General features: G+C 45.9%; 15 protein-coding genes. 1 reads left to right on the forward strand and 14 read right to left on the reverse strand.

Going from position 1 to position 20343, the window contains the following annotated elements:
• Positions 1-36: 36 nt before the first annotated feature.
• Complete coding sequence (locus AB4249_RS10640; RefSeq protein ID WP_136974008.1) at positions 37-1125, forward strand: alkene reductase; 1089 nt, start codon at positions 37-39, stop codon at positions 1123-1125.
• 297 nt (positions 1126-1422) lie between these two features.
• Here AB4249_RS10640 and rlmJ read toward each other — a convergent pair whose 3' ends face one another.
• The 14 genes from rlmJ to AB4249_RS10710 form a co-directional block, all read right to left on the reverse strand.
• Positions 1423-2289: a 23S rRNA (adenine(2030)-N(6))-methyltransferase RlmJ gene (gene rlmJ / locus AB4249_RS10645; protein WP_372103037.1), complete on the reverse strand. Its 867-nt coding sequence runs from the start codon at positions 2287-2289 to the stop codon at positions 1423-1425.
• Positions 2290-2490: 201 nt separating this feature from the next.
• Complete coding sequence (gene secF / locus AB4249_RS10650; RefSeq protein ID WP_017061264.1) at positions 2491-3444, reverse strand: protein translocase subunit SecF; 954 nt, start codon at positions 3442-3444, stop codon at positions 2491-2493.
• A 2-nt stretch (positions 3445-3446) separates the two neighbouring features.
• Positions 3447-5246: a protein translocase subunit SecD gene (gene secD / locus AB4249_RS10655; RefSeq protein ID WP_372103039.1), complete on the reverse strand. Its 1800-nt coding sequence runs from the start codon at positions 5244-5246 to the stop codon at positions 3447-3449.
• 276 nt (positions 5247-5522) lie between these two features.
• Positions 5523-5987, reverse strand: a complete 465-nt coding sequence (locus AB4249_RS10660; RefSeq protein ID WP_017072340.1) for a hypothetical protein — start codon at positions 5985-5987, stop codon at positions 5523-5525.
• 299 nt (positions 5988-6286) lie between these two features.
• Positions 6287-9055 (reverse strand): M16 family metallopeptidase, encoded by a 2769-nt coding sequence (locus tag AB4249_RS10665; RefSeq protein WP_372103041.1) that lies wholly within the window; start codon positions 9053-9055, stop codon positions 6287-6289.
• 297 nt (positions 9056-9352) lie between these two features.
• Positions 9353-12115 (reverse strand): pitrilysin family protein, encoded by a 2763-nt coding sequence (locus tag AB4249_RS10670; RefSeq protein ID WP_017066906.1) that lies wholly within the window; start codon positions 12113-12115, stop codon positions 9353-9355.
• A 175-nt stretch (positions 12116-12290) separates the two neighbouring features.
• Positions 12291-13115 (reverse strand): LytR/AlgR family response regulator transcription factor, encoded by an 825-nt coding sequence (locus AB4249_RS10675; RefSeq protein WP_372103043.1) that lies wholly within the window; start codon positions 13113-13115, stop codon positions 12291-12293.
• 72 nt (positions 13116-13187) lie between these two features.
• Positions 13188-14222 (reverse strand): sensor histidine kinase, encoded by a 1035-nt coding sequence (locus tag AB4249_RS10680; RefSeq protein WP_372103045.1) that lies wholly within the window; start codon positions 14220-14222, stop codon positions 13188-13190.
• Positions 14222-15514 carry a hypothetical protein gene (locus AB4249_RS10685; protein WP_372103047.1) on the reverse strand — a complete coding sequence of 431 codons (1293 nt, stop codon included), beginning with the start codon at positions 15512-15514 and terminating at the stop codon, positions 14222-14224. Before AB4249_RS10685 ends, AB4249_RS10680 begins: the two co-directional genes overlap by 1 nt.
• Before the next feature lie 9 nt (positions 15515-15523).
• Entirely contained in the window at positions 15524-16306 is a 783-nt protein-coding gene (locus tag AB4249_RS10690; protein ID WP_017065102.1) for an outer membrane lipoprotein-sorting protein, read from the reverse strand.
• A complete protein-coding gene (locus AB4249_RS10695; RefSeq protein WP_372103049.1) occupies positions 16299-17588 on the reverse strand; it encodes an ABC transporter permease in 1290 nt (429 codons plus the stop codon). Before AB4249_RS10695 ends, AB4249_RS10690 begins: the two co-directional genes overlap by 8 nt.
• Complete coding sequence (locus tag AB4249_RS10700; protein WP_017067011.1) at positions 17576-18274, reverse strand: ABC transporter ATP-binding protein; 699 nt, start codon at positions 18272-18274, stop codon at positions 17576-17578. The genes AB4249_RS10695 and AB4249_RS10700 overlap by 13 nt, the downstream gene beginning before the upstream one ends.
• A 46-nt stretch (positions 18275-18320) precedes the next feature.
• Positions 18321-19001 carry a hypothetical protein gene (locus tag AB4249_RS10705; protein WP_017065104.1) on the reverse strand — a complete coding sequence of 227 codons (681 nt, stop codon included), beginning with the start codon at positions 18999-19001 and terminating at the stop codon, positions 18321-18323.
• Between the two features lie 460 nt (positions 19002-19461).
• A complete protein-coding gene (locus tag AB4249_RS10710; RefSeq protein ID WP_102428112.1) occupies positions 19462-20337 on the reverse strand; it encodes an NAD(P)-dependent oxidoreductase in 876 nt (291 codons plus the stop codon).
• Between the last annotated feature and the right edge of the window lie 6 nt (positions 20338-20343).

Here is a 20343-nt window from a genome sequence, read left to right on the forward strand (position 1 = left end):
TTGGCACAGCACTAAAAATTCATAAAGGTAGAGACCATGAACAAGTTATTCGAAGCATCAGAACTGAAAGGCCTAGCACTACAAAACCGCGTGGTTATGGCACCCATGACACGCGCTCGTACTAGCCAACCTGGAAACGTGCCAAACGACATGATGGCAACCTATTACCAACAACGCGCAAGTGCAGGGCTGATCATCACGGAAGCAACGCAGATCTCTGATGACTCTCAAGGTTACTCATTCACACCCGGCGTTTATACCGATGCACAAATCGAAGGTTGGAAGTCAGTAACAACAGCAGCAAAAGCACAAGGTGCCGCGATATTCTGCCAGCTATGGCATGTAGGCCGAGTATCACACCCTACCTTTCAAAAAGGCGAGTTACCGATTGCACCTTCTGCATTAGCTCCAATAGAAACGCAGGTTTGGATCTCTGATGAGAATGGTAACGGCAACATGGTGGATTGCATCCAACCAAGAGAGATGACCCAAGCCGATATCGATCGTGTTGTTCAAGATTTTGCTAACTCAGCGAAAAAAGCAGTCGAGGCAGGGTTCAACGGAGTGGAAATACACGGTGGCAATGGCTACCTGATTGATCAGTTCCTAAGAACCAACTCAAACAAACGCACCGACAACTACGGCGGTAGCCGCGAGAACCGACTTCGCTTCCTAATCGAAGTGGTTGATGCTGTGATTGAAGAGATAGGTGCCGATAAAGTAGGTGTGCGCTTGGCGCCGTTCATCACCTTCAAAGACATGAACTGCCCAGATATCGTACCAACGATTTTAGAGGCATCGAAGGCACTTCAAGATCGAGACATCGCTTACCTGCACCTATCAGAAGCCGACTGGGATGATGCTCCAGTTATCCCTGAAAGCTTCCGTGTCGAACTAAGAGCCTTGTTCTCTAACACCATCATCGTTGCCGGCAGCTACACACCACAACGCGCCGAAGAAGTACTAAGCAAAGGCTACGCCGATCTCGTCGCATTTGGTCGCCCATTCGTTGCTAACCCAGATCTAGTTTCACGCCTACAAAACGGCAGCGAACTATCAGAACTTGATGGCGCCACTCTGTTCGGCGGCAACGAAAAAGGCTACATCGATTATCCAGTGTTGTAGTGAATCTTAAATTGATAGAACTGCCTTAGATTTTCCTTCAGGCAAAAGAAAGGCTCGCGTGACTAGTGCGAGCCTTATGCAGTTTAGGGGGTAAACCACAATCTGATATTAATTAGGGGTAATTATTTAACTTATGAGCCATTATGCACTTGTGCGCATTGATATTCTATTTTTAAATGATTCACTGCAATTAATCAATCGATAAAAGTTAGCGTTTGGTCAATTTAAACCACATAGATAACAGTGGTTTAGTGAGTGATGTCTAGAAAACCATCATAAAACCCATAAAAATCAGATCTATAAGCTTCTCATTTGCCAGTAGCCTTCACCATTAGTGGCGAGTTGGCTGTGTAAATAATCAAGCGTATCCGCGACCGTTCCCGCAATGCCTTGTGGTGGATTGAACAACAGCAAACCACTGCCGATCAGGCGATCATCACCCTTGGGCTCTCTAAGGCGAAGTTCCGACTTGATCGGACTTGGTAGCAAGCCATCTTTTACCGCTGTCACGCAGTGATTCAGAATCAGTGAGCTCTTATCATCCGTGTAGAGCGGGTACCAAATTAGTGCAGATACTTTCTCCGACTGCTGATATGCCTTAACTAAGGCATCAATCACCGCGAGATATTCTGAATCGGTTTCATAGGGTGGGTCGATAACAATCAGATGATGATTGTCATGTTTAGCTACGTCATCAGGTAACGCTTTAAGCCCATCACCTGCGCTAATCGTAAGCTTGCTTGAAATACCCAAGTCACACTGTAACTTATCGATATTAGTTTGCAGTAAATCAGCTTCATCTTGCTGAATGTCTGAAAAATAGAAGCTATCTTGGCTGCGACCTTGTTGGTAAGTGATGGCGGCAGAACCCGGATACAAAGAGATAAGTTGGTTCGGATTGTAGTATTCCAGCACCGACATAAAAGAAGCGAATGCCGGAGGAAGATAAGCCTTATTGCGCCACAAGTACCCAACCCCTTCAGCAAACTCACCAGCATGATTACTTGGTGCAGTGTTGAGGTCATAACACCCTGTACCAGAGTGCGTGTCGATAACATTGAGGCGTGAATGTTGCTGCATTAATGACCGAACAAGTGCACTCAATACTGGATGCTTTAGCGCATCACCATGGTCGCCTACATGACATTGATGTCGATATTCCATTCCCTTGCCTCATTTCTACGAACGTCATCTAAACATACTTCATATCATGAGGGCTTGCCTGCTCAATCCATCGTTTTTTGAAATAGGCTCTCTTTTCTGTAACTGTTTGACTCTTATAAAAAATAAAGCCCCTCGTTTTACTATAAACGAAGGGCTTTGTTGACGTTACTGACTAAGTTGTACTGTTAACCAATAGATAACCTAAGGGTACTCACCCTCAACTTCTACCGGCGCTTTCACTTGGTAGTGACAAGGCTGTAGACCAAGTAACTTAGGCAGTGTGATACCTACTGAAACTGAAGACCACGTACCACTGACAATACCTACAACCAGTGCAATCGCGAAACCTTGCAGCGCAGCGCCACCAAGTAGCCAAAGTGCAGATACGGTGATTAGCGTTGTACCTGAGGTCACCATGGTGCGTGAGAAGGTCGCTTTAACCGATTCGTTAAGCAGGTTGTCAGTGTCACCATTTGGATTACCACGCAGCATCTCACGGACACGGTCGGCAATGATGATCGAGTCATTCAATGAATAACCCAAAATCGCCAACACAGCCGCTAACACAGTCAGGTTGAACTCGAACTGAGTAAAAGCGAACAGACCCAAGATAAGCGTCACGTCATAGATGATTGCGGCTAGGGCGCCGAGTGCTAAACGCCATTCAAAACGTACACTCAGGTACAGCATGATCATTAGGAAACACACCAATACCGCTAAGCCACCTTGGTCAACCATGTCTTGACCGACTTGAGGGCCAACCACGCTGCTGTTAAGCACTTTTACTTGGTCGCTGACAGAAGACAAAGCATCCACTAAGTTTGGCTGTGGAGCATCTGTCAGTTGGCTATAACGGATTGTCCAGCGATCCTGTTCTGCCATACCAACCACTTGCACGTCTTGTTGGAAAGCTGTATCAAGTTTTGTTTTTAACGCATCTTTGGTGACTTGATCAGAGAGCTGAACCTCGGCAACCACACCACCTGTGAAGTCCAAGCCCCAGTTAAAACCTTTCACCGCCACCAGCATCACAGAGCTCATGAACAGCACAATAGATATCGCAGACATCACCTTACGAAGGCGAGTCATATTCTTATCCGAAATATAGCTATTTGAAAAATAGCGGTCTGAAATAGTCATTTTTGAAGTACTCATGCTTAAATCCTTACATCGTGGCGTTGGTCACGCCCCCAAACCAAATTGATGATCGCTCGTGAAGCAAAAATGCCCGTAAACATACTGGTTAGAAGACCTAAGCCCAGTGTCAGAGCGAAGCCCTGAATCGGTCCATTACCAATGGTATATAGAGCCACAGCAACGATCATGGTAGTGACGTTAGCATCGAAAATTGACGAGAATGCGCTATCGAAACCACGGTCGATAGAGCTAGCAAAGCTGCGCCCTTCTTTCATCTTGTCTCGAATACGCTCGAAGATCAGCACGTTGGTGTCCACCGCCATACCAACGGTCAGTACTAGACCCGCAATACCCGGCAGAGTTAACACCGCACCCGGTAGCAGCGCAATCAAACCAAATAATGTGGTCATGTTAACCACCAATGCACAGTTCGCGACCCAACCAAGGCGGCGGTACCATAGCGCCATAAACGTGAGAGTCAGACCAAGGCCAAGAGCCAAAGCAGCAAAGCCATTCGTTACGTTTTCAGCACCCAGAGATGGGCCAATAGTACGCTCTTCAATGATGGTAACAGGCGCTGTTAATGAACCGGCACGTAGCAATAGAGCAAGCTCTTGTGCTTCTGCCATGCTGCCTGCACCAGTGATTCTGAAGCGGCTACCCAGTTGAGATTGGATGTTCGCCACACTGATTACTTCGCTGGTTTTTTCGCTGTTACCGGCTCTGTCACGGCTGTATTCGCTGTAAACGGTCGCCATTGGCTTGCCGATGTTATGGCGAGAAAACTCAGACATTTTCTTACCACCAGAAGAATCAAGCGTGATGTTTACTTCTGCACTGCCCATTTCACCAATGCCACTGCGTGCATCGATAATGTATTCACCGCTCAGCACTGCTTTGCGAGCAACCACTACGCGATTACCATCTGAATCTTTCAGAGTTTGAGTATTGCGCGTTGCGTTGTCGTACACAGAGTAGAACGCTAATGAAGCCGTAGCACCAATCACGTCTTTCGCAGCTGCAGGGTCTTGTACACCCGGTAATTCGATACGGATACGGCTTTCACCTTGGCGTTGAATCGATGCCTCAGTGATGCCTAGCTCTTCAATACGGCTGCGCATGATCTGCAGGTTTTGTTGAACCGTTAGATTACGTAGCGTTCTTTGCTCTTCTTCAGACTGAGTTAACGTTAGCGATTTATCTGAACGGTCACGTTGCCATTGTGGGAACTCTTCGCGAATCAGTTTCTGTGCTTTCTCGAAATCGGCATCAGTACGGAAGTTAAACTCAACTTGGTTGTTCACCACTTTACCGCGTGCATAACGCACTTGGCTGGTGATTTCATCGACTACAGATTGCGCTTGTGCGTGGTAAACCGGTTCCATGTCTACTTCTAACAGGAACTGCACACCACCACGTAAATCAAGGCCTAGCTGAATCGGTGCGAAGCCCATGTCAGTCAGCCATTTCGGAGCTGCTGGCTCCATCGCTAGCGCAACCGTCGCGTTGTCCAATAGGCGCTCATTCAGCACCTCTTTAGCCTTCGCTTGTTGTTCTGCGTCTTCCAAGATTACGACTAAACGTTGGTCTTTTTGAAATGCCGATTTGGCTTGAATGCCTTCGCTCGCAAGGTATTGGGTAATTTGGCTAGCATCGATGGTCTGTTCAGAACGGTTGTTAATTTGAACCGACGCATTCTCGCCATACCAAGAAGGTAAAGCACTCAGAACCATGATGATAATGGTGGCGATAAGCACCGCGTATTTCCACTTTGAGTAGTGGTTAATTTGTTTTCTTTGAATGCGTTTTTTCACAGTCAAGATCTCTTCTTTCTACCAATCACCGTAAATACGTGCTCAAAAATAGCACCAGAAAAAAGCAGTGATCGAGCATTTTAACCAGCTAGGGTGACCAGTTATTTACTACGATTGGTATGTCTAATATTTTGCGAACACGAGCGATGGCTAATCACGACCAGAACAAGCTGATTGAAAGATAGTGATGCTAAAGCTGATGTCGCTATGTTTGTCTTGGTTAACTGGCGAGTTCAATGGGCACTAGGCGACCATCGATACGACCAATTTAGGGTCAAACGATTAGCTAAGAAGTTCTCGGAAATGCGAGTATTGGATGTTGCCCTCTTTCCACCCCGAAAGCCGGGAAGACGGAGAACTCACAATACTGGTCCAGTGCAGCTTGGAATCCAACAACGGCGTGTTGAAGAGCAGGGAAGCCAGTATTGAGGGGGGAGAGAAGTCAATCAGTAGATGATAAGCAGGCTCAAGATCGGCCACGCTTTCTTGCTCGTTACTGAGCATACGTCTGAAGTTTGCTGCTTGAAGGCTTGATTCGGTGTCGTGATAGTTAGAACTGTCACCAGAAGGCACGGTGCCAAACTGAGCCTTATCGCACTCTAAGTAGCTCGACGGATTATCCGTATCAGCTTGTTTACAAAGATCATTCTGTGAAGATTGCTCTTGAGCCGAGTATATTTGAAATGGCTTAGAAGGAAACGAATAGCCGTTAGAATTCACTAAGCCAAAGCTCAGTAAAAACAACATTAAGACTAATCGGGTACCCAGTTTAAGCAATCTAATATCCAAACAACATTCTCGTAGATCGTCAATCTACAATACAAATGAAACGCTGTCTTGATTTAAAACATTTTTTTAGAAAATGATACGATGCAACCGATTAAGCGATCTCAAAATTTAGATTTACATAGATCTAAAACGGCTTAACAACAGGTGAGGCATAGACGTTATGAATGGTGGGAAAACAAGAAAGCCAAGCGGTGCTCGCTTGGCTTTGAGTTGTCTCTTTCTGTTGGTTTCAAGCTTTAGGCTTTAGGCTTTAGGCTTTAGGCTTTAGGACGCATGATGTTCTTAACCTTACGGCTATCTTCACCAAAGATGCGTTGGACAAGTTGATTCATGTCTTCCGCAGTAATCGACCTCGCCACTCGCTCAACTTGAGACAAAGCTTCGATATCGTAACCATGAAGTAAATAACGAGACAGATACCATGCTTGGTCAATAGAGCTCGTCTCGAGAGGCGTGAAGTCCGCTTCAAACTGTTTCACGACTGCGTGCATTTCCTTTTCAGAGACGCCTTGTAAAAGGTCTGCAATCACTTTATCGATCGCCACTTCAACTTGGTCAACGTTCTCCGGCGCTACCATCGCCCCGATAACCCACTCACCACTCAGCTCACTATCTGCGGATGCTGAATACGCATATGGCGAGTAATCTAAGCTCAACTCTTCACGAATATAGGTATCTAAACGAGTCGCCAGCAAGCGCTGCAGCAAGTCTTCCATGAAAACATCTTTTGCCGACATTTTAACTTCAACGCTAGGCTCAGAGATAACTCGTAGGATGTACTCTGCACTATTCACATTGTTGATCGCTAAATCAATGCGTGATTCAGATGGCTGCTTGTAAGCCACCTTAAATTCAGGAACCTCAGCTTTTTCTAATGGAATCGAAGCCAAGTATTGCTCAACCAAAGGCTTTAATTCACTTGGGTCGATGTCACCCACGATCACCAATTGGTTATGCCTCATTTGACCAAACAATTGCTGATGAAGATTAGCGACGTCTTCCACAGAAACCGCTTCAACACGTTCTTTATCAACAAAGAGGTGGCCACTGTCTTGACGATAGATATTCTGGTTTCTTGCGCGCTCAAACTGACCGACAGGGCTGCTCAAGAAAGATTCTTGACCTTGTACAAACTCCTGTTTCACTGCCTCTAACTGCTCGGGAACAATTTTAGGCGCAGTTATGAAGGTATAAAGCGCAGCAAACGTATCTTTAAGTCCGTCTTTATTGATATTAAATTCAATACCATGACGAGTATTACCAATGAAAGAATCGGCGCTAATATTTTCACGATCAAAGTACGCTAAAAGCTCAGAGCCCGTAAACTCACCGACACCACTTCGAGCGAAGGTAGGTAACGCAACCTCAACAGCTGGGTACAAGCTCGGATCCAAAGCGGCTTTTCCGCCGAGGCTCATGTACATCACCCCAACATCATCACCTGCCTCATAATCACGCAGGTACCACATGTCGATGCCATTGCTTAACGTCCACTTTTGGATGTATGGGTCAATAGACATTTGTTCAGCAAGTACAACCTCGCCTTGCGAGCTAGGTACAGCAAAAGCGCTGGCTGTTCCAATCGCAAGCGGCGCAACTCCCGCCTCGCTATACGTGGCTTTTAAACTATCGAGAGAGTTGATGATCGCGGTTCTGTCTTCGGAGTCATCCATCCCAATAACAATAAAGTAATCATCAGAAAGTAGATTCTTGATGTTGTCGTTAATCACTTCAAGGCTCAAGTTATCAATGAAAGCTTCCAAGCTGACTTGATAGTCTTTCTGTGATTGGACAATTCGATCAGTGACTAACCTGCTCACTTTGTAATTCGCGTGTTCAACGCTGTCCATTTTATCCCAGTCATGCTCAATGTTATCCAGCAAGTCTTGGTAGTAGTGCAGTTCACCAACAATATCCGTTTCCGAAACACCAAAATCACGCAGTGATGCCAATGTAGAAAGCAGATCTTTTTGGATAACTTCGCGGCCTCCAGTCGGAAACCCAACACTTATTGACGAATAGTACAGAGAACCCATTCGATAGCTATCAGACGCTATCCATTGAGTCGGCAGCGCGGCATCATTGAACACCGCTTCTAATCGCTGTCGAATCAATTGTTGAGAGGTTTCATCTAACCTGCGTTGGTTCTGCTGAGCATGATTTTCAACTCTATTTAAACCTCGGTTAAACGTCAGAGTGATACTTGGCGCTTCTCTTCCTGCGTACTCAACATAATCATCTTCATTGAATGAGGTCACTTTCTGTTTCTCTGGTCTCGGCGTGTCGCCACGTTCCCAGCTAGAAAACTTTTCTTCAATGAGTGGAATCACGGTTTTGATGTCCACATCACCAGAAACGACCAGCTCAACTATTTGAGGTTGATACCAAGTCTGATAAAAGTTGGTGATACCTTGAGGAGTGGCATTCACAATAGACGATTTAGTCCCTAGTGCATCTTGCGATTCGTAAGGGCCGCCTTCAATGAAGTGATCATAATATATATCTCCGAATGACTTATCATCGAGGCGAGCCATACGAAACTCGCCAAGAACCACGCCTTTTTCTTTTTCGACTTCTGAACTTGATAGATCCAGGCCATCACCAATGTCACGCATCCACGTCAAAGCAGACTGCAATTGGATGTTATCTGGCAAATCTAACTGGTAGACCGTCTCTTCATAAGAGGTGTAGGCATTAATATCAGCACCAAAGCTAGCGCCTGCGTCTTCGAATAGACGAATCACATCGTTCTGAGAGAAGTTTTTACTGCCATTGAATGCCATGTGTTCCAAGAAGTGCGCGTAGCCTTCTTGTTGAGAAGTCTCTTGAATCGAACCGGCGTGCACGACTAAACGAACAGATACGGATTCTTCATGATCTGGATAAACATGATAAGTAAGGCCATTTTCTAGTTGGCCTGAAGTCCATGCCGGATCCGGCTGGATTGGCGTTTCGGTAGTTTTTGATGTTGAGCTACAGCCAACTAAGGTGAGGCATAGAGCCATCGCTAAATAATATGTTTTCATAACAACCTCTTAATGTCATTCATCGACAATATACAGATTGAGCTAACGATTATTATTTAATATTGAACCTGATGAGTATCTTTGTGATCTAGATCTTTATTTTATAAATCATAAATCGTTATGTAAGATCGCTGTGCTCATTTAAAGTGGTGTTTTGATAAGAGCCTAATACATCGATTTTAGACTCGCTTGTCAGTGCAATAAAAAAAAGCCAAATGCTTGAACATTTGGCTTGTAAGTGAATCCACATATAAAAAGTAGAAGCGGCTTTCAAGAAAACCACTCACCTAACTAGACCTAACCTTGTGGGCTTAACAAATTCTTCAGCTGATAGCTGTTATCACCAAAAATTTCTTTCGCATACTCTGTCATGTCTTGACTAGAAATTGAGTCTGCCGTCCCCTGCAGGTCGAACAACACCTCAAAACCATAGTCATGAATCAAATAACGAGAAATAAACCAAGCTTGTTCGGTAGGCTTATATTTAAGTGGAGTAAGGTCCGCTACAAGCTGCTTAGCGGCCGTCCGAGTCTCATCTTCAGAAATCCCTTTTGCCGCTTCAGCAATGACCTTATCAATCGCCTGTTCAATTTTATCTGAGTTTTCTGGAGCCGTTAAAGAGCCGATTAACCAGTCATGACTCGGCTCACTGTCTTGTGCAACCGAGTACACATAAGGCGCATAATCCAAACCTAACTCTTCACGAACATAAGCCGTTAAACGGCTCGACAACACGCGCTGAAGCATATCGTCCATAAACACATCTTTTGCGGTTTGATCCCGAGCTTGCTGGGAAATCACACGCAATAAATACTGACTGCTGTCTTCATTATTGACGGATATATCCATTCGTTCTTTCGAATCAGGACTATAAGCCACCTGATAATCAGGAGACACAGCGGCTTCTAATGGCAACGATGCAACGTATTGACGCACAAGAGGCTTAATTTCAGCGGGGTTAATATCAGCAACAATAACCAATGTATTGTCTCTTAATTTTTGAAAGAGTTGATGCTGTACGTCTAGTATATCTTGCGACGTGACAGCTTTAATATCGTCACTTTCAAGCATCATGTGACGGCTGCTTGTTTGATAGCTATTGCGATTAACCATCTGAATAAACTGACCAACTGGTGTTTCTAAATATGCTGTACGATCTTGAGCAAATTCAGACTTCACAGCCTCAAGCTGGGCACTGTCTATTTTAGGTTCGGTTACAATGGTATGGAGCGCAGCTAAACCCTCTGCAAGCGTCTTTTTCTTGGCGCTTATTTCTAAACCATGATGAGTAAAGTTGATAAAGGGGTAGATTTCAATGTCTTCGCGTCTCAAGTGAGCGGTGAACTCCGAACCACTAAATTTACCAACACCACTACGAATCGAAGCTGGCAGAGCAATCTCTACAGCAGGAAACAGCGAAGGACTCAGCGCCGCTTTTCCCCCCTCACTTGCATAGTAAACCCCAACACTATTACCAGCCTCAGAGTTACGGAGATACAAAACTTCAATGCCGTTGCTTAGTGTCCATTGCTTCAAATTAGGATCGTCACTCACCTGAACTTGTTTTACAATTTCACCTTGAGACGCTGGTACACTAAACGCCGAGCTTGCAGTAACGAGCAATGGTCTGTTACCTGTCTTTTTATAGGCTTTTCTGACATCTTTTAGCTCGTTATTCATTGCCTGCAAGTCTTCTTTAGACGATAAACCTAATCCCAAAATATATGGACTAGAAAGTAAATCATCTAAATTATCATTTACGGCTTCTAGATCCGTACTCGAAAGAAACTCTTTCAAGCTCGACTTATAATCAAGCTGTGATTGAACCGTTTGGTTAATCACCAGCGCCGTCGACTTACCGTCAGCATGAGCTACTGCGTCCATTCTCTCCCAGTTAGCTTGAATGTCATCAAGGTTAGCTTGGTATTGCTGTATCACACTCGTGAATTCATATTCGCTCACACCATAATCACGCAATGAGGCGAGAGTAGAAATAAACTGCTGCTGGCTTTGCTCTCGACTATCGATAGGAAAGCCAACCGTAGTAATGGAATACCTTTGGTACTCTAAGAAATAGGGAGTCGAAGCAACCCATTGCACTGGCAATGCAGCGTCAACAAAATCTGAATTCAACCTTTGTTGGATGAGTTGTTGAGCAATATCATCTAGCCAAAGCTGATGTTGTTGCTCATGGCTCTGTGTCACTCTTTGCCCACGCTCAATCACTATCCCGATGCTCGGTGGCTCGCTCCCAGCTCCATACGCCACAAAATCTTGAGTATTGTAATCCGCTGACGTGTTCTTCACGGGAACCGGTGTTGTGCCTCTTTGCCAATCAGAGAAAGTTTCTTCAATCAAAGGGATCACTTCTGCCAGAGTGATATCACCAGAGACAATCACCTCGGCTAACTGAGGTTGATACCAGGTTTGGTAATAGTTATTTAACTCTTGAACATTCGCATTAGAAACGGATTCTTTATTGCCAATGGGATCGTTGGTTTGGTAATTCGTGCCTTCAACCATATGATCGTAGAATTTAAATGAGAGAGGCTTATTTTCAACTCGTGTGTGTCGAAATTCTCCTAATATCACCCCTTTCTCTTTTTCGATCTCAGCGCCGGACAGCAGTAAACCATCGCCAATATCTCTAAACCATGCCAACGCTTTATCTAGATTCTTGTTGTCGGGTAGATCTAACTTATAGAGGGTTTCTTGATAAGAGGTATAAGCATTTAAGTCAGCGCCAAAGCTAGCACCAGATTGCTCAAATAACTCTACTACATCATTCCCTGAAAAATTGTTGCTGCCATTAAACGCCATGTGCTCAACAAAATGGGCATAACCTTTTTGTTGATCGCTCTCTTGAAAAGAGCCGGCATGCACAAGTAAGCGTACCGATACTGGTTGTTCTCGGTCAGGGTAAACGTGGTAGGTTAAACCGTTATCTAATTCACCTGTGACCCAATATGGATCGGATTTCAATAACGTTTGTTGATGAGGAGTAGAACTGCAACCTAGCAATGTGGAGCTCAATACGACGACTAAATAGTATGCTTTCATAACGATCTCTTTGAAGGGCTTTGCTTCAATATATCCGATCGCCAAAGTGTAATAATTCGCCATTAAATCAAACGACTAAAATTTTAGAGTCACTCGATATAAATATGAAAGTGTTTAATTTATAAATTACACGAATCAATTATAAAGGTGATATGTCGCGCCTTTTGCTCGTACGCTACATACCCTTAAACAACGCTTGCGAGGCACGGCTGATCGGTAGCTTTTCCCCTGACACATACGCCGACATCTGGCCTGAGAGCCCTTTCTTCACCTTATCAATGGCCGAGACTTTCACCACCACCGAGCGGTGGATCTGCCAAAATTCATCAGGATTGAGCTGCGCTATCAACTCTTTTAGTGACACACGAAGAATAAACTCCTCTAGAGAACTGCCTTGGCCTTTTTTGAATATCGAGACGTACTTGTCTTCTGCTTTGAAGTAAGCGACATCATCGACGGCAATCAGGTGGATATCTTCCCCGATACTGGCTTTGAGCCATGTGAGATATTGAGGTTGCTGCGAGGTTGACTGGGATAACTGTTGAAGCTGGTTCATTAGCGCCGCAATATCAGGCTGCTCAGGCGTAATACCGGATTGTGTTTGATTGCTCGACAGACGTGCTTGCACCTTCTGACAGGTAGCGAGTAGACGCTCTTCGTTGATTGGCTTCAGCAGGTAATCCATCGCATTGTGTTCAAAGGCTTTAACTGCGTATTCGTCATATGCCGTAATAAACACAATCAATGGCGGCGAATCTAGCTTGTTGAGTTGTTTCGCTAGTGATATTCCATCCAGCTCAGGCATACGAATATCGAGAAAAGCCACGTCGGGCTTAAGCTGCTGAATACTCTGCATCGCCTCCAAACCGTTTTGTGCCTTACCGACGATCTCTAACTCCGGCCAAACCTCAGCCAAACTCTTGTCTAGGTGGTGCCTTAACAGTGCTTCATCGTCTGCGATAATCGCCGTTACGCTCGGCTGTATTGCTGGGTTGCTCATGGTTAGTCCTTTAAATTCACACTGTAAATCGTCTACTTTTCATCACTGTTCTGTGCTTTCTGATCTGTAATTCTAGGCGACTGCGTCAGTCAGCGGTAACAAGATCGTAGAGACTACCCCGCCTTCAGCGTGTTCAGTAATCGTTAGGCTTGCCTGATCACCATACAGGGTTTCGATTCTTTGACGAATATTGCTCAACCCAACACCATGCCCCGTATTCGCAGAAGGTGTTTTCAACCCTGCACCACTGTCTGACACTTCAATCTTCAACTGCTCGGCTTGTTGAGTAATACGGATATTCACTTGGCCACCCGCCGCTTTGGGTTCGATACCGTGCGTGAGTGCATTCTCGACCAAGGGTTGAATCAAGAACGGGGGAATCACCTGCAAATCCCTAATCTCGTGTGTTTCAATCGAGAACGCTAAGCGCTCACCCAAACGTATCTTTTGGATATTAAGATAAGCGTCTAACAAGTCGACCTCTTGTGCGATGGTCGATTGCTCAGTGCGGCTGTTTTTCAAAGTCACACGCAACAAGTCGGTGAGTTTTTCGAGCATCAACTTGGCTTTCGCGCTATCACTCTCTATCAACACATTGATGGTCGCAAGTGTGTTGAACAAGAAGTGCGGTTCAATTTGGCTTTGCAGTTGCTTAAGCTGACTCAGCACCACCACCTTTTCTTGATCGGCCTGACGACGCTTGGCCACTTCCAATTCGTTATCAGCGCGCAGTTGTTGCTCTCGGGTATAGAAATAGTAATAACAAACCGAACAGAAGATCACACCGAGCAAGACTACGGATTTAAGGTCAGAAATATTGGTTCCGAAATATCCGTTTAACCAGTAGTGCGCATTCAAGGTACCAAAGGTCATCGCGGTCACCATTGAGATACCCACCTCAAATACCCTGGATTCTGTTTTAAACAACTTAACCAGAATAAAAGAGGAACCTACTGCGCTATAACCAAAACCAAAACTTATCGCGAGATTGACCACAAAGTCGCCGCCCCAAATCGTTTGTGTAGTGACGGCAATAACGAAACAAAACAGAGTGGTCAGCGTAAAGCTTTTGATCCATGAAGCCTGACGGTTTGGAGAAGTGTTCATTAAAATCGTCCTTTGATATTTAAAAGAATCATATGACTATCGGGTAAGTTGGCGTAAGCAGAATCACTTTTACCACCTAGAAAGCGTGCAGCAAGTTCCAAATCCAACGATGAATTGCCATTATCTAAAGCCTGATAGTTGAGCCACTGGGTTGCAATAAAACCGCCATCTTGTGGAGACAACATGATATCAAACGTTGGCGTGATATCTTCAAGCCAGCCATGTGTCGAATCCAGAGACCAGTGAAACATGATGTTGTGCTGAACCAAATTGGCGTGTTGGTACCCTTGAGCGTAAGAACTAGCCAGTGATGCTGTCATCGGATTAACTGACAAAGACTCGGCACTTTCTATTGCGCTTTGCCACTCAGAATCACTCCACGCTCGGCTATCAAACCAGTATTCCAACACCACATTGTGGCCAGTGTCATTGGCCCATGTGAGTCCTGCTAACGCTTGATAGGCCTCGCCCTGCTCTTCGAGGTAAACAGGTTTAAGTATTGAATCAGGCTGGCTGTAGCCAAGGCTTTGTCGCTGATAAACCATCGAACCATGAAACTCCCAAGCGAGGTTCAACACCGACACTAAACTCGCCCCAAGCAAGCCGTGGCGTACATCGTCATAATAAGCGACCCATTGATACTCGTGATCACCTACAAGATTGTAACGACGTAAGCCAAAGCCTTGTTGCTGATTCTGCTTTTCGAATTCATTCACATCTTGCGAAGCCCATGATGAATCGCTGTAAAGCAGTGTCCATTCGCCCGTCATATCGAACAGTGACACCGATGCCACACCCGCGCCCTCCTCTGCGACAATACCTACTGGGTTCTGACGATACGGCTTGATGATGTCTAACGGTCGGTAGCCATAACCCACGCCCCAATCCAAAAGAACCTTGCCAAGCGTGACATCAAAATAATGGTCACCGATTACGGAATTCGACAGCTCAACACCACCTTGCCAAAACAACTCACGCACAATAAATTCAGACTCAAAGCTCGCGTCCTGTTCTTGAGGGTTGTTGCTTAGAATATCGTTGGCTTTCACTGCGAACAGACCAAGCCAATTATCATATCCAACCTCAAGATCCAGCAAGCCATTGAATGACTGACGATTATCAGATGCTAAAGGGCTGAATGGCGACTCTCGTGATTCAACCGACTCAGCGCTGAGTTGCCAGTCCCAGGCTAGGTTCAGATCGTCCGCTTGAGTCGTATTACTCATACAAGGCAGCACAAGGAAAGTAACGATTAAAGGCTTGATGTGGAATCGACGACTAGAAGCTTTCATGGCACCCACCTAAAGCCCAGACACGCTATTACGTGATAAGTAAGCAGGGTTGTAGTATTTGTCCGCTAAAGCTTGTTCGCTTACCTCGCGGTACTCAATCACGGTTTTCTTACTTGGTTGAATCTTATCGAGCAAAGTCATCGAAACTACACTTGGCAAGCCATCTCGCACGCCTTCAGTAAACCAAGCTTGCTTGGCTAACTTACCTGAACGCAGATACAGATCCGCTTTAACAGGAAACGCTCGGTCTGCCGTTAACCACAGATCAATCGATTGATAGCTGGCACCCTTGGTTTTCGCCGTTAGCTTTAGATGATAAGTATCGAGTGTCTCGCCAGTCGACCTCTCAACCTGTTGCTCGGCAACCCACTTACCTTGGTAATCTTCGCTCCAAGTGAGCGTCGAAATGTCCCCTACCGAAGCTTCACCCAAGAGTTTCTGCATTGGTGTGATTCGGATAGGTCGGCGCGATTTCGGCATCAGTAACCAATAGTTGTCCTCTATCATCAGCATCTTTTGACCCGCCTCGACCGCCGACTTGAACACGACCAGCGACTCTCGGTTTGGTCTTGTGTAGACGTTGTATTCGCGGGTTTTGTCTAGTTGCTCGTCTTGATATAGCGCGACCAGAGATACCACTTTTGATGCCTGTTCGCTGTTCAAGCGATAGCTATCCGCCTTGGCGATCATCTCTGTGACTTGTTGTGAATCGACTGCCCAGCTTGGTGTCGATGCTAGAACCAAAACCAATACAGAACCTAAAACAGTGAGTGAACGAGTAAATTTATACATAAACCAGCGCCTCCGTGATTGGCTTATTTACGCCTTTGCGAGCAGAGAAATAAGCGGCTAGCAAACATATCGTCAACACACCTAAAGTGGCGTAACCAACTAATTCCAATGAGAAGTAAATGTTGAGTGGGTAACCCTCGGTTCTGCCGGGAGGTGGTGGCATTTGGATATCCACCACCAGCAATAACACCGACACTAAACCGCTCACTAGTGCGCCTATCGCACTGCCAATTACCGCCAGTAAGCCCGCCTCTTTTAGAAAACCCGCCACGATTTCAGAAGGGTAACTGCCAAGTGCCGACAAAGTGCCAATCTCACGAGTTCGCTCCGTCACCGACATGGTCATGGTGTTAAACAACGACACAAACACTACCAATGCCATCACCGCGCCCATGATGCCGAAGATACGGTCGTAAAGGTCTTTAACCTTGGTGTAGAAGAACGCGCGACCTTGCCATGGGGTGAGCTCAATATCTGAGCCCTGTTGACCAACTTGCTTGTCCAAAGCCAATTGGATGCGCTGTTGAACCGTCGAAGTCTTGTTGGTTTCAAAAAGAAAGACCGACAAGGTGCTGACTTTATCTGACGCTAAAAGCTCTTGGGCAGTGGTGATGTGTACGTATAACTGACGCTTATCCAGCTCAGGCACTCCTGTCGAGTAAATACCCTGCACCTTAAAATCAAAAGCGTTCAATGCGCCGTCACTGGTGGTGGCGAGCAGTGTCACCCAATCATCAACCGCAACTTTGAGGTTGCGAGCAAGGTCGGTTCCCAGCATCACTTGTGGCTCTTGGCTGTCGTATCTGGGAGATTTCACATCAGAGAGAGTTTGACCGCTGCGCACGTCAAGGAAAGGTCCTTTCATGTCGAACTCGCGCTCATTAACGCCTGTTCCCATAAAGATGCTCGACTTGCTTCCGTTAGACACCAAACCACTAAAATAGACTCGCGGCTGCACCCCACGCACATTGCTGTCGCCAATAATGCTCTTGGTTAGGGCTTGAACATTGTCTAGACCATTGCTCAGCGGCATGTCTTCATCTTGCTCAAAATATCCCGGCGTACTCAAAGTAAGATGACCAGTATCGCGCGCGGTCGATTCACGCAGAGATTCATAGGTATAAAGCCCATAACCTCCAGCCGAGGTCAGCGCAAATACGGCAATTGCGATGATCAATACCGAAAGCAGACTACGGCGACCGTTTCTCAATAAATTAAGCCACGCCAAACGCACCGAGGTAGGAAGCAAAAAAGTGCTCATTCTTTGTGTTAACTTGCCCATGAGATTGCCTCCATTGCTGTGGCTTGTAGTGCCAGTTGACCATCGATAAGTTCAATGACTCGGTCACAACGCTGCGCCATTCTTGGGTCATGCGTTGCGACAATAAAGGTGGTGCCCATTTCATGGCCGAGCTCTTTCATAATGTCGATCACAAGGTTGGCGGTGTGACTGTCTAAGCTAGCGGTCGGCTCATCGGCAATGACTAAGCTTGGGTTGTGGATCAGCGCTCTGGCTATCGCGACACGTTGCTGCTGGCCGCCTGAAAGATTGTCTGGGCGATGATGTACATATTCGCCTAGCCCAACACGCTCCAACATCTCTTGTGCTCTGGTCTGCTGTTCTTGTTTCGAACACTGGTTCAACATCAATGGGTAGGCCACGTTCTCAAGTGCCGTCATCACTGGAACCAGATTGAAGCGCTGAAATACAAAACCCAACGACTGACGGCGAAAGCGTGCAGCGGCGATTTGCTCTGTCGGATACGGTTGGCCATCAATATTGATCTGTCCTCGATAGCTCATATCCAACAAACCAAGAATATTCAAAAGTGTGCTTTTTCCAGAACCCGACGGGCCACACAACGCCACCATTTCACCGCGCTGGATATGGCCATCGACCCCGTTTAATGCATCAACACGTTGACCGCCTGTGACATATGCTTTGCCGATATCTTTAAATTCAATCATCCCGTTTTCCTCTGATTACTAACCAACTGTTTAGCTTCCATGCCCTTTATTTCGCTTTCGCTATTAGGGCCTTCGCAGTCATCGTTTCGATGTTGTCGGCATCGGCCGTTTCCATTTGCTCTAGCCACGCTTGTGCTTGCGTTAGGTCTTCAGCACGAATCGATGCCTCAATCGCATAACGGTAAATCCACGATGTCACAGCGAAATGCTGTTGCTGGAAAGCATCTTCAGCCAATAGCGAGAGGAACAGGTCATAACCACGATCGAAATGATTAAACATGTCTGGCAGAGAGGTGTAAGTAACGGCGGCCATTGCGCGAGTTAGGTAAGAATCTGGCAGCCCTTGAACACGGGGTTGTTCATGAATTGGTTGGTCTTCGTCTTTCAGCAGCACCAGTGATTTATCAATGGTTGATAAGCCTCTCTCCACATACTTCATCTTGTTCCAAGGTAAGAACGCATCACGCCCCATCAGGGTTTCTGTGCTTCCTAAATAAACTAAAGTCAGTGGCGTAGCGCCGTCTTGTTGCAGCGTGTCATTAAGGCGTTCATAAGCCACCTCAACCAAGTCTTCATTGCCTTGCGCGGCTTGGTTATAGATATCGAGCACGTCTGAACTCGGGTTCGCTAAAGCTAACGACGGTGCAAACGAAACAAGAGCAATCAGCAATGAACGCTTAAGCACAGAAGTTGTAGAGCCTGAATTAAATGAGTGTGAAGTAGTCATGATTTCTAATCCCTTTCAAATGTTGACGTTGAAAGGTTAACTAGAATTTGTCGTGCAGTTTTACCAATGCGACGAATGGTAATTATAAGGAGTGAATGGTTGAGAGGCGGTGTGAGTGGGGTCTCAACCTTATAGGAACTAGACGAACACTATTCGCATAATTAGCCATAGTTACCTCCCCCTCTAACTCCCCCTCAATCTGGGTTCATCAATATCTCTAGATCTTTAGCAGAGGGGGAGAACTTTCTTTAGCACTGAACATATATCGACACTTTTAACGATCGATGTTCTATTCCTCCCCTCTCCACGATCAGCAAGGGATCTACATATGAATCAAGGGGAGGCTAGGAGGGGATTTATTTTGGATTAACGCATTCGGCAGAGCTCAAACCAAAAAAATAGCCGCTAATCCGCGGCTATTTTTAGTTATCTAAACGAAGTTCCTATTACTTCGATCTTTCTACTTCTTTGTCTCTTCAACCACGGCTTTCATCAATACTGATGTATCCATGCGGCCTTGTCCTTCGGCAGACAGTGCCTTGTAGGCGTTGTTGGTCTTTTCAGTCAGTGGAAGCTGGATGCCTTGGCGCTCAGCTTCATCTAGACAGAAACCTAAGTCTTTGATCATCCAATCAATTGCAAAGCCAAAATCGAACTTGTCTTGTGCCATTGTGGTAGCACGGTTTTCCATCTGCCATGAGCCAGCAGCGCCGTTTTTAAGGCAATCAACCAGAGTTGGGATATCCAAACCTGATTTTTCAGCAAGCACTAAGCCTTCAGATAAGCCATTCAACACTCCTGCAATGCAGATCTGGTTAACCATTTTCGCGCGTTGGCCTTGGCCGACTTTACCCATAAGAACTGACGACTTACCGTAAGCTTCGAACACAGGTTGAAGGTCGTTGAAAAGCGCTTGTTCGCCACCACACATGATGGTTAGCACGCCATTTTCTGCGCCCGCTTGGCCACCAGATACAGGTGCATCCATAAAGCGAATACCGGCTTGCTTCGCTGCCACTTCAAGCTCTTCAGACAGAACTGCAGACGTTGTAGTGTGATCGACAAGAATCGCGTTTGGCTTCATCGCTGCCAATGCGCCTGTTTCGCTGGTTGTCATGCTGCGTACGTCGTCATCGTTACCCACACAAACCAATACCACGTCAGCTTCCGCTACACACTCAGCCACAGATTCAGCCGCTTTACCTTGGTGTTTATCAGCCCAGCCTAGCGCTTTGCTGTGAGTGCGGTTAAATACCGTTACTTCAAAACCGGCTTTGACTAGATGGCCTGCCATTGGGAAACCCATAACGCCTAGCCCGATAAAACTTACTTTCATTTCTTT

This window comes from Vibrio sp. 10N.261.55.F4, assembly GCF_041470465.1.
Lineage (GTDB): Bacteria > Pseudomonadota > Gammaproteobacteria > Enterobacterales > Vibrionaceae > Vibrio > Vibrio crassostreae_C.